Origin of the sequence: Algoriphagus jejuensis, assembly GCF_039523455.1 — a bacterium.
Classification (GTDB): Bacteria; Bacteroidota; Bacteroidia; order Cytophagales; family Cyclobacteriaceae; genus Algoriphagus; species Algoriphagus jejuensis.
Genome location: NZ_BAAAFI010000035.1, coordinates 1 through 14,552, shown reverse-complemented (window position 1 = coordinate 14,552; position 14,552 = coordinate 1). Strand labels below are relative to the sequence as shown.

Genomic DNA, 14,552 nt, shown 5'->3' with positions numbered 1-14,552 from the left:
ATATATCGTATTATTTTTAATCAGTTGACTGCGGCATCTCTTTGGCCGGCTTTTTCCTCATCATTTCTTCTCATGAATTCCAATATCCCCCGAGCATCTGCCTGCGACAGGTTTTGGTTTGGCATTCTGGTGAGGCATTCTTCCAGCAGCTTCTGAGCAGTGGCATCTTGATCAAGCATCACATCCACATTGGTGATCATATTGATGATCCATTCAGGTCGTCGTCGATTAGTGACACCTTGGAATCCCGGACCGACCAGCCTCTTGTCGTTCAACTGGTGACAGGCTGTACACTTCATATCGACGATGGCTTGTCCTTCCTCGGCAAGAGTCGGATTAATACCCGTCCCGAGGTCGACAGATTTCACTTCACCGATCCCTTTGGGGTCAGAAGAAGCGGCCTGGGGAGAGGCCGTGGCAGATTCACTGGAAGCAGCGGTCTGTTCGCTGCTTCCTCCACAGGCGGTCAGGAGCATCATAGAGATCCCCAGAGACCATAGTAAAGCACTTTTCATAAGTAGGGTTTTATTGGTTTTAAAATTGATTTGGTTTTTAATCGGTTTCTGCAAAGGAATTTTGAAAGTGAAAACTTGAATCATCAGTAGCCCCAAGCCGATCGGCAAAAGTCCAGAAGCCAGGAACAGGCAGACGTGGTAATGCTCCAGGAATCCGAGTTGCATCCAAACCAGGGTCCCCTGCCCGAAAAGCAGCAGTTCGGAAAAGCTGAACCCCGCAATCAGAAACCACAAACCGAGGCGGGTGAGGAGATGGTTGGGCAACCAGTCTTTTTGCACAGCAAGACCAAAGACTCCAAAGCTCATGACCCCAAGCAAGACCAGATGTAAAAACCCGATGACGTACATCCGAATCGTGTAGGAAATAACCGCCACAGAAGGGAGCACCAGCAGCAATTGAAAACTGGCTTTGAGCAGCAAAGAAACCGCTGCGAGTTGCAGGAGAAGCTTTGCCATCGGCACCATCGAAACTTTCCGCAAGCCCTCAAACATGGCTTTCATCAGAAAGAAGTAGGCGACGAATTGTAAGATCACCGCCAGGCTGTTGACTTGAAAGGCGAGAGGACTAGGTGCCGCCCAAGTCACCGCCAGCGCATAAGTCAAGATCAGCGAAGCTAGGAGCAGCATTTCCTGGTATTTTGCCCAGCGAAAGGAATGTCCGGATTTTTCGAACTGGATGAAAATCAGACCCAAAACACCAAATACCATCCATCCATTGAGCTGGAAGTGGAGGAACCACTGCACGCACATCAAAGAAAACTCGTGCATCTTGCCGAGTTGGATATTCACCGGCCCGAGCGCCCAAAGCCCAAAGGTGGACACCAACTGCGACCAGATCGCCAAGCGAATCAACCGGATGCCAGGCGTGCTATTTTCTTTGCGCAGCATTGCATGAATCTGGTAGATAAAGCCATAGGAAACCAAGACATGGAGGCTCGAAAAGGCAATACTGTATCCTCCATAGCCCTGAAAAGGGAATGAGAACAGCATGCCCAAAATTGAAATTACAGCCGCGACAAACAGCCAGGTAAACCTGCGGAGCTCAGCCGAAGAGCTGGCAAGACTGAACACAATCCCGCCACTGAGCATCAAAAATCCCCAGCCCAGTAGGGCGATATGAGAATGCGTATGGAGCAGATTTCGATAGTCGAAATAGGGGATGTCCCAAAGCGGAAAAGCGCGCATAGTCAAGCCAATCAGCGCGGCAATGAAGAAGAATCCCAAGGCGCAATTCACCCACATTCTTCTGAACCTTACCGGGGAGTCAGGGAGAAAAGAATTCATTTCAGTGCGCTTGGGGCTCATTACTTAGCTATTTGCTGCTGCAAAAGCCTGCTGCGCTTTTGGAAACAGGATGTTATTTTCCAAATGGATGTGCGTGTGCAGATCGCTTTCAAACTCCTCCAACATCGCAAAAGCCACCCGATAGGTTTGGCAGGCATCCTTTGGCGGAGTGTATTTACCGCTCAACTCAGAGATTTTGCGAAGGCGATCTCCTTCGGTTTCATGCTCCTGCTCCATCATGGCAATAGGATTGTCGATGTGACCAAAGTGGGGAGAGGGTAGCGGTGAGTTTGTTTTAATAGCCACTTCCATCGCCTTGACAAATGGAAAAAGAACAAACTCCTCCTTTTTCATGTGGACGGTCAACGCATCGGCTGTCGCAAAAAACAGATGCTTAATTTCCTCCAATTCAGGATGTCGATCACCATGAACCCGGCTGATTTTGTCTACATATAGCTTCAGCGCTGGAAGGGTATCTTCCACGTACTTGTGATGGACATTGACGATATAGTCCACAAGTTCAGTCATTTCCATCCCGCTGTAATTCTCCTCGTCTGCTGTGCTAAATGCAAGCTCCAAATCTTGGATCACACGCTCGATTTCCAGGCCTTTCAACCCACAAGCTTCCGAAAGCTTCACTCCGCCATTGCAGCAGAAGTCTATCCCATAGTCAGTAAAGATCTTGGCAGTCCGGAAATTATCAGCGACAATCTTGCCCACTTTTTTTTCAGCTAACTCATTCATAATCATTCTCATTTTGGTGTTAATAGTATCTTAATAGGTATTTACTTCTCCATTTAAATGTGCCATGCCTATCCTTATCCCTATCGCCAAATCCTCGATGGTGGTAGTGGTCATCAGTCCCGTCAGCTGATCGCGAATAGGCTTAAACACATAGTGACCCGGACAGGGAAAACTATCCGAGCACTCGTGTCTCCCCAGTGCACAGCTCGTAAAGACGGCGTCCCCGTCGATCGCTTGCACGACCTGCCCCAGGGGGAGTTTTCTCACCCGATCCTCAATCTGAAATCCTCCATGAGGCCCTTTGATCGAGACCAGGAGGTTTGCCTTGACCAAAATCTGCAAGACCTTCGCTGTAAACGCCAGCGGAGAATCGATACCCTGCGCGATTTCCTTCAGCCCTACCCGCTCCTGATCTGCCGGCATAGCAGCCAGAAATATCATCGCGTTGATTGCGTATTGACAGGATTTGGAAAACATTCCTTTTTCTGAATTAATAAGCCAAATGTAAAACATATTATTAAAGGACAAAATTATCTTTTATTAAATTTTTCAAAATTTGCCAAAGGCCTATTTTCCTGGTCAACTCAAGGGGGCATGAAAAAGCCAGGAGATGAAAAATCAGCTGGGTTATTTTGGGATGAATGACGTTTCTGCAAAAGTCAGCTTCTCATTTTTTGTCTCAAATGAGAAAATCTTTTGTCCCTACATAGGGGAAATAGAAAACAAAAAATACCCAATAATCCAAACCAATGGTGTTTTGTTGCCAAAGCAACCTGGAAGAGTATCAGTCAGTCACCTTTCAAGTTTGGATCGCCATCCGATTATCGGATCAAAAAGAACGGAGGCAAAAATGCGTAGCAAAATCTTTGTATTGACAAAGAAAAAAACCAGGACTTGCTTTCGGTTGCCAGACTACCTCCGTATGGAATATAAAAGTCAATAAATTTCGTCGAAATTTAAAAGATATTTTTGTCTTTTTTATTTTTCTGATTTAATTTCAAAAGTTGATAATCAACACGAAGCGGCTTGCAACTTATGCGAAGCAAAAGCTGCCGTATAGTGCGTAAAACCTTACCTCAAAAGACAATGAAAAAGTTGTTTTATCCCCTGATGCTTGGATTGGTTTTCGCAGGTTTTTCCTGCGGAAAATCATCCATCGAAAATCAAACTGCCACTGTCGCAGGATCCGCCCACACTCCCGGCCAATCCGCAGTCGTAGATGATGATTCTAAGCCAAACATCGTACAAGTCGCAGTCAGTTCTGCCGATCACAGTACCTTGGTCGCCGCCCTCAAAGCCGCTGATTATGTCGATGCGCTCACGAACGTCGGGCCGTTCACCGTATTCGCTCCCACCAATGCTGCCTTTGACGCACTTCCTCCGGGGACATTGGATGATTTGGTCAAACCGGAAAATCAGCGAAAACTTCGCGATATTCTGGAATATCATGTGCTATTGGGCGCGTACAATCCCGATGGTTTTGTGAATGGAAGAAATCTTGGAACCGCCGACGGCAGATCTGTCTCCGTGCTCAAAGCAGCAGACGGATCGATCACTATCAACGGCGCTAAAATCATCGGTACGGTGCCTGCCTCCAACGGTATCATCCACGTGATCGATCAGGTTTTGCTTCCAAAGTAAAAAAATATGGTTTTCTGATTTGCTAAGGCCGGATTGAACTATGATCCGGTTTTTCTGTTTAGAAGTAATAGTAAATTTCGGACAATCCTATCCGCTATGTTTTCACAAGCTGCAAAGTATGCCGCCAAGGCTGTCATTTATGTATGGACTCAAAGTCTGGAAGACCGAAAAGTAGGTGCCAAAGAAATCGGAAGTAAGATCGAAACTCCAGAGGCCTTCACTGCCAAAATCCTCCAAACCTTGGTCAAGGCCAAGCTTATAGGATCAGTGAAAGGTCCAAACGGAGGATTTTACGTGGACGAAAATCACAACAAATTCACCCTTAAGGACATCATTTTAGCGGTGGATGGAGATGCTCTATTTTCCGGATGCACCTTGGGTTTGCCCAAGTGTTCGGAAAAAAACCCTTGTCCGCTGCATTCCGAAATAGTCAAAGTCCGAAAAGCTCTGGAATCTTCATTGACTTCCAAAACTCTAAAAATAATGGCTGTGGAAGTAATCAAAGGCGAAACCCGTCTTTCCACGGTGTTCTGATGAGCGGCGTTGTAAAATCGATGTGAAGATTGCATCCATTGGTTAGTCAGCTCCGCTTCGAATAGTTGGAAATTCGCAATGATCACTTCAATAGTAAGCCCTCCCTCACCTGAGCAATGAAACTTGAATTTGAGCATTGAACAATCTCGATGACCAAGACAAATCACACTTGCCTGCAATCTGACTTGGCCTGGAGGAAATAAATTGGTGCCTGGGATCTAAAGGCTTGGTTGGTTTAATTTTCCAAAAACTACTACTCTCCCAGGACTTAATATTCTATTTGAGGTTTGAAATCTCTCAAAATTAACCAGTTCGATATTTCGACTCTGAATAGCCAGAACATTAGATCTTTCGACGATCTCAACTATTTCACTCAGGTTAATTTCTATGACGGCGAAACTAAGTCTTGATCATTACACGTCAATTTTTTTTCACATTTCTTTGGAAAGTTTCTCTCTGAAGGTTCTTTAAGTGCTTTTCCTTGCAGGAAATGATAGATAGAACGATTTCCATAACTCCTGTCTTACACAACGACTCTTAAAAAAAATAAAAAGCCCGACTCGTTTGAGCCGGACTTTTTGTAAATCATTTTCAGGTTTCTGATTTCACGCAGCAATCTACTGCTTTGCCCGATCTCTGAATATCTTATTGAAAAGTGCAGTGTCTTTGGCACCGGCTCTAGAATTGTTGCCTTCGAGGAAATCCAAATATTCGTTGAGGTACTTTTGGGAAATCTCGGAGTTGTCCCCGTATTTTTTCCTCAGGCCATCGAGCTTCTCGTGTAGCTCAGCTTTGATCTCTGCATAGGCCGGATCATCGTAGACATTTCTCAGCTCTTGAGGATCCTTGATCCGGTCGATCAGTTCCCACTCGTCTGTATCGAAATAGTAATGCACCAACTTGTATTCCTTGGTCACGATCGCATAGTGTCGCTTCACCATGTGCACCGAAGGATACTCATAGTAGTGATAGTATACTGCATCCCTTGTCCATTGGTCGTTCTTTCCGGTCAAAAGCGGGATCAGGCTCTCTCCCTGCATATCCGACGGCGCTTTGATACCAGCAGCTTCTAGAAAAGTCTGCGCATAATCCAGGTTTTGAACCATCTCGTCTGACTTGGAACCGGCAGCGATTTTGCCTGGCCAAGCCACCAAAAGTGGAGTCTTGAAAGACTCGTCATAGACGAATCGCTTATCAAACCAGCCATGCTCTCCCAGATAGAATCCCTGATCGGAGGTATAGACGATGATGGTGTTTTCCATCAGGTTGTTTTTCTCCAAATAGTCCAATACACGGCCGACGTTTTCATCCACGGCTTTGATGGTGCCGAGGTAGTCTTGCATGTAGCGCTGATATCTCCATCGCATCTTATCGGCCTCACTCATGGTAGGGTAGGCTTTTTTGAAGTCTTCGTTGACTTTGCCGTAGGCAGCATCCCAATTGGCGCGCTGGGCTGGGTTCATACGACCCACCTCGCCTTCGAAAGCATCTTTATCCCAGCTGGAAGTTGGCATGATGCCAAGTTCATCCATCAACTCAGGATAGACCTTGGAGTCACCCGCCCAGTGCATGTCTTTCAGCAAGTTCATCTCCGCTTCATGCGCCGCTCGACCTCTTCCAGAATAGTCATCAAACAGCGTCGCAGGTTCAGGAAATGTCCTTTGGGTAAACTCAGCGACGTGTCGCTCCGCTGGCAGCCATTCTCGATGCGGCGCTTTGTGCAGGTAAAAAAGTAGAAACGGATCGTCTTTTTTCCGCTCTTTTTCCAGCCAGTTTAAGGTCATGTCGGTGATGATATCCGTCACGTAGCCCTCCACGGTGACATTGCCCTCGTGTTTGGTGATAAAGTCCGGATTGTAATATTTTCCTTGTCCAGGCAAAATCTTAAACTGGTCAAAGCCTTTCGGACTGTTGCCGAAATGAAGCTTGCCAAACATCGCTGTTTGATAACCAGCTTCCTGAAAAAGCTGGGGAAAAGTGACATTGGTCGTGTCAAACGGAAAGTGATTGTCGACTTTGCCATTGATGTGTGAATGCTTGCCTGTCAAAATCGTAGCTCTTGACGGCGCACAGATCGAGTTGGTCACCGTGGCGTTGGTAAACAGCATCCCCATCTTGGCGATCCGATCGATGTTGGGCGTCTCAAGGAGCTTGTTGTCATAGGCCGAAATCGCCTGGTAGGCGTGGTCATCGGACATGATAAAGATGATGTTCGGGCGCTGGGTCTCGCTTACTTCTTTTTCTCCGCAGGAAAAAAGCAGGCTCAGCAAAAGCGCCGGAAGGATCGATTGAATTCTGAAGATCATAGCGGTGGAAGATTATTGGATATGCAAGGATAAGACAAAATAGCCTTGGGGCGAAAAGTATCTCTTCTATTGCTCGAGATTTTACACACTCGGTTTCCAGGTCATATTTCCATTGACGGTTTTATGTCCAGCTACATTTTAGGCTATATTTCGATTTCAAACAATTCCAAAATGCAACAAAAGCCTTTTTTACTTCTTGTAGCGCTCCTTTGTAGCCTTAGCTTTCCTACCCAGGCCCAGAAAAAATCTTCCAAGCCCAATGTCCTCTTTCTTTTCGCGGACGATCAGCGGGCAGATGCGCTCGGTGCATCCGGCAATCCCTACATCCAGACCCCCAACCTCGACCAACTGGCTCAGGAAGGCAGCCGGTTTACCAATGCCTATGTCATGGGCGGCAACCACGGCGCTGTCTGTATGGCGAGCCGGGCGATGCTTATGAGCGGTCAAAATCTCTTCCGCGTGTATGACAAACTTAAAGGCGTGCATACTATGCCGATGGCTTTTGTAGAGGCAGGATACTCGACCTTCGGCACGGGCAAGTGGCACAATGAAAAAGAGGTATTCGAAGGGAGTTTTCAGCAGGGCAAAAATGTTTACCTCGGCGGGATGGCCAACCACTATCAGGTTCAGTTGCGCGATTTAGGGCCAGATGGCAAACTGGGTGACCCGACACCGAAAGGTTATTCTTCGGAGATCTTTGCCCAAACGGCCATCGAATTCATCCAGTCCCATAAAAAAGCCGACAGCGGGAAGCCGTTCTTTTGCTATGTGGCCTTCACTGCGCCTCATGATCCCTACTCCCCAGCACTGGATTTCATCGACAAATATCCGGACGGATCCCTGCCTTTGCCGGGAAATTATATGCCTTTTCACCCTTTTGAGTTTGATCAGCTGACTGTCCGAGATGAAAACCTGACTGGCTGGCCGAGAAAGCCTGAAGTGATTCAGATGATTCTTTCTGATTATTATGCTTTGGTCACCCATCTCGATCAGCAGATCGGTAGGATCATCGCCACACTGAAGGAGACTGGACAGTATGACAATACCATCATCGTCTATGCCGCGGACAACGGGATCGCGGTGGGAAGTCATGGTCTGCTGGGCAAGCAGAGTCTGTATGAGCACAGCATGAAAGTACCGCTGATCATCAAAGGCCCCGGAGTTCCTGAAGATCAAACACTGGATGCTTTTGCATATATCCACGACATCTATCCAACCTTGGCGGAGTTGGCCGGTTTGCCAAAATCCGAAAAACTGGATGGCAAAAGCCTCGTCCCGGTGATCTCTGGGGGTCAGGATGATGTCCGCAGCAGCATGTTCATGGCTTACCGTAACACGGTTCGTTCGGTGAGAGACGATCAATGGAAACTCATCCGATACCCCGAGCGCAACTACACCCAGCTCTTTGACCTTGCCCACGATCCGTTAGAGTTGAATAACTTGGCGGAAAATGCCGCTCAACAAGCCAAAAAAGACCAACTAAGCAAACTGCTCAAAGATTGGCAAAAAGAGGTCGGCGACACCGCAGCCTGGACCGCACCAAAAGTACTCCCGATGAAATATGATCCCGACACGCTGAAGCGCAAGCCCGATCAATGGCAGCCAGAGTATATTTTGAAGAGGTATTTTGGGGTGGAGGAAAAGTAGCTTAGAAGTGGTTTAGGGAGGCCACTTCATCATTTGATATTCAGAATTCGGTGTTCGATATTTAATGATTGAAGAACTTAGCCAATTGAGTGTCCGTACTCACTTCTTTTTTTAGGAAACCACGAGTGACGACACTCACGGTGGCGGAAAAACCCAAACTTATTGGATAGAAAAGCATGGCGACAGTAATTAAAAAAGGAACTCCAAAAAAGGAAGCAAAAATGCTTATCGATGAAGCTGTTGCTAAAGCTGGCAAAAAGGATTTAAGAAAATATGCTGGAATTTTAAAAACGGATATTAACCCCTTAGAGTATCCAAAACAGATTTGGAATGAGTGGGAATAAACTTTCTGTCGACACTGACATCTTACTGTACTTTTTAAAAGGCCATCCAGAAGTAGTTGATTTAATCTCAGAATAAGATTTAGTAGTTTCGATAATAACGAAATTGAAACTCTGTCCTTTCCGCTTTTAACTGTGGAAACCCAACAACAAATCAAAAATCTCTTGGCCGAATGTACAATTCTGGACTTAACTCAAGATGTCAAAGAATTGACTATAGAGTTCAGGAGGAAGTTTAAAATCAAGCTCCCAGATTCTATAATTGCGGCATCTGCGTATTTTACAAAAATCCCTTTGCTGACAAGTGATAAAGAATTCAGAAAAATTGAAGAATTGAATCTCTTGATTTATGAATTCTAAAAACATAAAACAAAAGGCAACAACTCTCAAAAAACCTATTTTCATGTGCGAGTTTTTCGCCCAAATTACGTGTCGTCATTCATTTGACTTCTATTTCATATCCTCAAAAAAACTTTGAATGAAGACACTCTCGGTGACGAAGGGACGATTTTACGATTCTAAATTTCCGCATCTAACGTCTCACTTCCAGTGTCTTAATTCTTTTTCCCTCACCCTCCTACCCCAGAAAAATATTTTTTTTCATATCTTCTACAAATATGAAAGTAATTATTACATTCATATTTGTCAATCTAATCAACGAGTAATGAAAGGCTATCATCTGGGCGAATTGGAAGAGCTTATTCTGCTGACAGTGGGAATATTGGAACAGGAGGCATATGGAGTTGCTATCCTGGAGGAGATAAAAAACCAAACCGGGAGGAAGGTCAATATTTCCGCGATACACACGGTGCTCAGCAGACTGGAAGAGAAGGGTTTTCTCCAATCCTATATGGGCGGCGCAACTGAAGCGCGAGGAGGTCGCAGGAAGCGGTTGTTTACACTTTCCGCTGTTGGAAGAACGGCAATCGAAGAGGTCAAAAATCTCAGAAACAAACTCTACGAACAGCTTCCACCTTTGGCATTGGATTTTTCTTATGGACAATAAGCTCAAATTCTCCCCTCCCAAATGGGCAGATCAGTTTTTGCAGTTTTACTGCAAACCCGATCGATTGGAGCAGATTCAAGGAGATGCGTATGAGCTTTTCTACCTGGATCTCGAAGAAAAAGGACTGGCCTACGCCCGGTTTAGATTCTTCATTCATGTGCTCAGCTTTTTCAGGTGGAGCAATATCAAGCGTTCAAAACCCATTTATCACACTTTTAACCATGGCGCAATGCTTAAGAACTACTTCAAAATCGGTTGGAGAAATCTCCTCAAGCAGAAAGGAACGACGCTAATCTCCCTGATAGGCCTGGCCTGCGCAGTTGGCTGCTGCTTGGTTGCCTACCTGTTTATCGCGCAAGTTTGGTTTAAAGGCACACTTCAGCCCAACAAGGACGAGATCTATCAGTTGACCTATTCTGCGGAGGGAGAAAATGGTATCGAGACCTATGGAACCATAGGTGCGCCTATTTCAGAGTTGATTTCAGAGAAATTAACGGGAGTAAAAAGTCACACGCGGGTTTCGGTTGACTTTTCCATCTTGATCAGCAAAAATGAAAGCTACAACCAGCGGTCGATGTTTGTAGATCCCGCATTCATGGAGATGTTTGTTTACCGGATGGATTACGGCTATCCGGGCGCATTGAATGAGCCTGATCAGGTCATCCTGACGCATGAGCTCTCGGAGAAGCTATTTGGAGATATACATCCCATCGGGCAGGAACTTTCGTTGGTAGTCAAGGGACAAGAAAAACTGTACAAGGTCGGCGGAGTCTTGGCTCCGCTGAACGACATGGACATGTTCAACTTTGATCTGCTGGTCAACATAGAAACCCATCCAACTACGAGCGCAGATTTACCGCTTCAGGATGCGTGGAATTCAGAGCTATGGACTTTCATCCAAGTGGAAGACGAAGCTGATCTCACTCAACTGGAGTCAGGGCTTTCTGAATTAACGAGCCTTCAAAACCGAATCAATCCTGAGAATTCTTACAAAAGTATGCAACTGGAGGCCTTCACTGACTTGGTGAAGAATTCAGGGCAAATCGAACGCGGAGTGATCAGTTCTTTGGTAGTGGCTCCACAGATTCTATTGGCGGCCATTGCACTTTTTGTTCTGATTTTGGCGGTATTCAATTACATCAATATATCGGTGTTGATGGCTACAAGAAGACTGACGGAAATCGGCATTCGTAAGGTGATTGGCAGCAAAAGGACTCAGCTTGTATTTCAGTTTCTGAGCGAGAACCTCATAGTCTGCTTTTTTGCCCTGATGCTCGGATGCTTTTTGGCAGCTTTTATATTCCTTCCCGGCTTCAATGAAATCGCTTCCAAAAGCTTAAAAATCGACTTGTTCCGGGATGGAAATGTCTGGCTGTTTTTGGGCGCGATGTTGCTGTTTATCACCGTTGTTTCCGGACTGTATCCGGCGATTTACGTATCGTCTTTCAAGCCAATCAACATCCTCAAAGGCAACCAAAAGATCGGCAGTAAAAGTATCTTTACCAGCGCATTACTCACGTTCCAATTTACACTAGCAATCATCAGTATCGTGGCCGGAGTCGCCTTTGTCCAGACGAATTACATCAACTCAAACCGGGATTGGGGATATGACAGTGCGGACAAAATCATTGTAAATGTACCTCATTCGGAAGATTACTTACCCCTGAAAAACAGGCTTTCGGCACTTTCCAGTGTCGACGAAGTCAGCGGCAGCCAAGATTTCGTCGGCGATTGGATCAGTGAGAAAGAGTTGATACTTGATGATAAAAAATATGAAATCAGTCTTCTGAATGCGGAAGCGAACTATCCGGACGTTTTAGGCTTGAAACTGAAAAAAGGGCGAATGTTCAATCCTGAGCTGATTTCTGACACACAGGAGTCTGTCCTCGTCAACCAGACCTTTTTGGATCAACTCGGGCTGAAGTTTCCATTAGCTGAGAGGATAACGCTGGACAGCGTCGGCTACAACGTGGTAGGGGTAGTGGAAGATTTTCATACTATCTTCTTCCAAAGTGCAATTGATCCTTTGGTCATTCGATCTTCTCCCGACACTACATTTAACTTCCTCACGCTAAAGATGCGTGCTGGCGCAGCCGAATCATCGCTGGAGTCGGTGAAAAAGATCTGGCATGAGACTGTCCCTCGAGGGCTTTTCACCGGAAAATTGCAAACAGAAGTCTTCGACAGAGAATTCACTGATGTAAATGGAGTAAGAAATATCATTCTATTCTCGGCGGTTCTTGCCGTAATCCTTACCGCCTTGGGGCTGTTTGGTTTGGTGTCTCTGAACATGAATTCTCATGTTAAAGATTACTGTGTCAGAAAGGTGTTTGGCGCCAACATTGAAGACCTGTCCAAAAAACTCTTTAAGCGGTACCTGATTATTTGGGGGATTGCTTCTGTATTGGGCAGCATATTTTCATTCGTAATTGTTTCAAAATTCCTCGACAGCTTTTTCGCATTCAATTCGGGCGTAGGAGCCGTTCATTTGGGATCCGGCTTGGCGATCTTACTTCTGGTTATCGCCGGAACTGTAAGCTCACAGGTCTGGAAGATCGTAAAGGCAAATCCTGCGACGATTTTGAAAGCGGAATAGCTAAGTGTGCAGGATGTCGGATGCCCCATGTTGGGTGCTGTCGTCTATCTGTGCGTCAGGGGTAAAATCTATCTTTTTGTCGTGTTTCGCATTTCCTGGCTCGCATTTGGACTGTTTCGCCGGATTACTGTTGCAGGCCTTGGACTCCGCTCAGGCTAACACGGCTATCGTCCTGACCGAAGTCGAAGAACCATTTCCTCGAGTATTGACTCTGATATCTGGCCTGCTTGATTTTTTCTGTGACTTTTCGAAAAAATCCCCCCTGCCCCTTTGTCAAATGGTCGAGTTCCAAAATGCAATTCGAAAGTAAAGGGGGAGTTCGCCCCAGCTTTTTTTCGACGGCTTGATACTGGCTACCAGATACTCAATACTTTTTTTGCTTCTTGGTCATAGTGACCTTGTCTCCCGCTGCTGGCCTCTTGCCTCTACCTCTATTTTTCCCCGATCCTTTTTTCCAGTTGCGTTTCTCCAAACACCATCAACGATTGATGTATCTTGACCAGGGCTTCGATCTCCGCCACGACCTCGGGATGCTGATCGATCAGGTCATACCGCTCCGAGGGATCGTGGGCAAGGTTGTACAGCTTGGGCTTTTCCAATTCCTGCAATTTCTCGGGATAGCCGATTGGATTATTGCTGTAAAAATGAAGTTTGAAATTGCCTTTTCGCACGGCAAAAAGGCGGTTGCCGTGGTAGTAAAACATCTCCTCGCGTGGAGACAGGTCTTCGCCTTTCAACACAGGCGAAAGGTCAAAACCATCATAAATCCGATCCTGAGGCATCTTAACGCCGGCAAGAGCAGACAAGGTCGGCAACAAATCCAGCGTACTTCCCATCTTGGACACCACTGTCGGCTTCACATTTCCAGGTCCCCAGATCACAGTCGGCACCCGCACACCTCCTTCATAGCTTGTCCCTTTTCCTCCAAACAGTAAGCCTGCACTTCCGCCCTGCTCGTTGTAGCTCAGCCAAGGACCATTGTCAGTGGTGAAGATCACGTAAGTATTTTGCTCCAGCCCTTGCTCCTTCAAGGCCTTCAAAATCTCCCCCACGCTCCAGTCGATCTCCTCAATCACGTCACCGTAAAGTCCCCGTTCGCTCTTACCCAGAAAGTCCCCAGAAGCAAAAAGCGGAACATGTGGAAGCGAATGTGCCAGATAGATAAAAAAAGGCTTGTCCTTTGAGTTTTTGATGATGTCAACAGCTTCTTCGGTATAGCGCTTGGTGATGGTATTTTGATCGGCAGGCCGCTCCACGATCTCGGTATTCCGCATCAGCGGCACGTTGAAATGTTCGATCTTGGAGTTTTGGAAAGCCTCCTTGGCCGTGACATCATTCACCCGATCCATGTCGTTGCTATATGGGATCCCAAAGTAAGAGTCGAAGCCGTGACTGGTCGGCAAATACTGCGGCAGGTGCCCCAGGTGCCATTTCCCGATGGCAGCCGTCGCGTACCCAACTGACTTGAGCTGCTTGGCAATCGTAATCTCCGAGGCCGGAAGTCCACCGTCAGAATCCGGGAACAACACCCGGCGCTTGTTGCTGTACATTCCGGTACGTACTGGAAGCCGACCCGTCAAAAGTCCCGCCCGACTCGGCGTGCACACATTGGCAGCGACGTAGAAACTTGTCCACTTCTGCCCTTCCACAGCCATCTGATCGATATTAGGAGTCTTGATCGTGGGGTGCCCAAAGGTTCCCAAATCCCCGTAGCCTTGATCGTCGGTGAAGATGATGATAAAATTTGGCTGGTCTTTCTGAGCTTTTTGAGTCTGAGAAAACAGCTGGAATGAAAAAAACAGGAGAAAAGCCTGAAGAAAAAAAGCGGAACGTTTCATAAGGAAAGGGTTATCTGGGGGATAGTTCATTAAACTGTGTCTAGGGTTTAAACTTTGTATCAACCCATTCCCTTAGTTGGCCTAGGCCAACTAAGGGAAT

13 protein-coding genes are annotated in these 14,552 nt (G+C 46.4%); 8 read left to right on the top strand and 5 right to left on the bottom strand.

Features of this window, described 5'->3' with window-relative positions; translation table 11 throughout:
* Window positions 1-20: 20 nt before the first annotated feature.
* From ABD031_RS14360 to ABD031_RS14350, 3 genes are read right to left on the bottom strand one after another with little or no spacing between them, the layout of a single operon-like run.
* Entirely contained in the window at window positions 21-1,820 is a 1,800-nt protein-coding gene (locus ABD031_RS14360; protein ID WP_343852654.1) for a c-type cytochrome, read from the bottom strand.
* Window positions 1,821-1,823: 3 nt separating this feature from the next.
* Window positions 1,824-2,543, bottom strand: coding sequence for an iron-sulfur cluster repair di-iron protein (gene ric, locus ABD031_RS14355; protein WP_343852652.1), 720 nt, complete (start codon window positions 2,541-2,543; stop codon window positions 1,824-1,826).
* Window positions 2,544-2,573: 30 nt separating this feature from the next.
* Complete coding sequence (locus ABD031_RS14350; protein ID WP_343852650.1) at window positions 2,574-3,020, bottom strand: RrF2 family transcriptional regulator; 447 nt, start codon at window positions 3,018-3,020, stop codon at window positions 2,574-2,576.
* A gap of 133 nt (window positions 3,021-3,153) precedes the next feature.
* On the opposite strand from ABD031_RS14350, the gene ABD031_RS14345 reads away from it, so the two are divergent.
* The 3 genes from ABD031_RS14345 to ABD031_RS14335 all read left to right on the top strand — a co-directional run bounded on the left by ABD031_RS14345 (window position 3,154) and on the right by ABD031_RS14335 (window position 4,718).
* Complete coding sequence (locus ABD031_RS14345) at window positions 3,154-3,486, top strand: hypothetical protein (RefSeq protein WP_343852648.1); 333 nt, start codon at window positions 3,154-3,156, stop codon at window positions 3,484-3,486.
* A 143-nt stretch (window positions 3,487-3,629) separates the two neighbouring features.
* Window positions 3,630-4,184, top strand: coding sequence for a fasciclin domain-containing protein (locus tag ABD031_RS14340; RefSeq protein WP_343852646.1), 555 nt, complete (start codon window positions 3,630-3,632; stop codon window positions 4,182-4,184).
* Between the two features lie 96 nt (window positions 4,185-4,280).
* Entirely contained in the window at window positions 4,281-4,718 is a 438-nt protein-coding gene (locus tag ABD031_RS14335; RefSeq protein WP_343852644.1) for an RrF2 family transcriptional regulator, read from the top strand.
* 617 nt (window positions 4,719-5,335) lie between these two features.
* On the opposite strand, the gene ABD031_RS14330 is transcribed toward ABD031_RS14335, so the two are convergent.
* Window positions 5,336-7,024: a sulfatase family protein gene (locus tag ABD031_RS14330; protein ID WP_343852642.1), complete on the bottom strand. Its 1,689-nt coding sequence runs from the start codon at window positions 7,022-7,024 to the stop codon at window positions 5,336-5,338.
* Window positions 7,025-7,195: 171 nt separating this feature from the next.
* On the opposite strand from ABD031_RS14330, the gene ABD031_RS14325 reads away from it, so the two are divergent.
* The 5 genes from ABD031_RS14325 (at window position 7,196) to ABD031_RS14305 (ending at window position 12,614) form a co-directional block, all read left to right on the top strand.
* Window positions 7,196-8,671, top strand: a complete 1,476-nt coding sequence (locus ABD031_RS14325; RefSeq protein WP_343852640.1) for a sulfatase family protein — start codon at window positions 7,196-7,198, stop codon at window positions 8,669-8,671.
* Window positions 8,672-8,847: 176 nt separating this feature from the next.
* The gene (locus tag ABD031_RS14320; protein ID WP_343852638.1) at window positions 8,848-9,015 is read left to right on the top strand and encodes a hypothetical protein; all 168 of its coding nucleotides are present in this window, start codon (window positions 8,848-8,850) and stop codon (window positions 9,013-9,015) included.
* Window positions 9,016-9,147: 132 nt separating this feature from the next.
* Window positions 9,148-9,372 carry a PIN domain-containing protein gene (locus tag ABD031_RS14315; protein WP_343852635.1) on the top strand — a complete coding sequence of 75 codons (225 nt, stop codon included), beginning with the start codon at window positions 9,148-9,150 and terminating at the stop codon, window positions 9,370-9,372.
* 304 nt (window positions 9,373-9,676) lie between these two features.
* Complete coding sequence (locus ABD031_RS14310; RefSeq protein ID WP_343852633.1) at window positions 9,677-10,018, top strand: PadR family transcriptional regulator; 342 nt, start codon at window positions 9,677-9,679, stop codon at window positions 10,016-10,018.
* The gene (locus ABD031_RS14305; protein ID WP_343852631.1) at window positions 10,008-12,614 is read left to right on the top strand and encodes an ABC transporter permease; all 2,607 of its coding nucleotides are present in this window, start codon (window positions 10,008-10,010) and stop codon (window positions 12,612-12,614) included. Before ABD031_RS14310 ends, ABD031_RS14305 begins: the two co-directional genes overlap by 11 nt.
* Window positions 12,615-13,045: 431 nt before the next feature.
* Here ABD031_RS14305 and ABD031_RS14300 read toward each other — a convergent pair whose 3' ends face one another.
* On the bottom strand, window positions 13,046-14,452 hold the full coding sequence (locus ABD031_RS14300) for a sulfatase family protein (RefSeq protein WP_343852629.1): 1,407 nt from the start codon (window positions 14,450-14,452) through the stop codon (window positions 13,046-13,048).
* Window positions 14,453-14,552: the final 100 nt, after the last annotated feature.

What these genes read in the sequence shown, in the direction of transcription:
- ABD031_RS14360 (WP_343852654.1), bottom strand. Translation starts at nt 1,820, where the DNA reads ATGAGCCCCAAGCGCACTGAAATGAATTCTTTTCTCCCTGACTCCCCG.
- ric (WP_343852652.1), bottom strand. Translation starts at nt 2,543, where the DNA reads ATGAATGAGTTAGCTGAAAAAAAAGTGGGCAAGATTGTCGCTGATAAT.
- ABD031_RS14350 (WP_343852650.1), bottom strand. Translation starts at nt 3,020, where the DNA reads ATGTTTTCCAAATCCTGTCAATACGCAATCAACGCGATGATATTTCTG.
- ABD031_RS14345 (WP_343852648.1), top strand. Translation starts at nt 3,154, where the DNA reads ATGAAAAATCAGCTGGGTTATTTTGGGATGAATGACGTTTCTGCAAAA.
- ABD031_RS14340 (WP_343852646.1), top strand. Translation starts at nt 3,630, where the DNA reads ATGAAAAAGTTGTTTTATCCCCTGATGCTTGGATTGGTTTTCGCAGGT.
- ABD031_RS14335 (WP_343852644.1), top strand. Translation starts at nt 4,281, where the DNA reads ATGTTTTCACAAGCTGCAAAGTATGCCGCCAAGGCTGTCATTTATGTA.
- ABD031_RS14330 (WP_343852642.1), bottom strand. Translation starts at nt 7,024, where the DNA reads ATGATCTTCAGAATTCAATCGATCCTTCCGGCGCTTTTGCTGAGCCTG.
- ABD031_RS14325 (WP_343852640.1), top strand. Translation starts at nt 7,196, where the DNA reads ATGCAACAAAAGCCTTTTTTACTTCTTGTAGCGCTCCTTTGTAGCCTT.
- ABD031_RS14320 (WP_343852638.1), top strand. Translation starts at nt 8,848, where the DNA reads ATGGCGACAGTAATTAAAAAAGGAACTCCAAAAAAGGAAGCAAAAATG.
- ABD031_RS14310 (WP_343852633.1), top strand. Translation starts at nt 9,677, where the DNA reads ATGAAAGGCTATCATCTGGGCGAATTGGAAGAGCTTATTCTGCTGACA.
- ABD031_RS14305 (WP_343852631.1), top strand. Translation starts at nt 10,008, where the DNA reads ATGGACAATAAGCTCAAATTCTCCCCTCCCAAATGGGCAGATCAGTTT.
- ABD031_RS14300 (WP_343852629.1), bottom strand. Translation starts at nt 14,452, where the DNA reads ATGAAACGTTCCGCTTTTTTTCTTCAGGCTTTTCTCCTGTTTTTTTCA.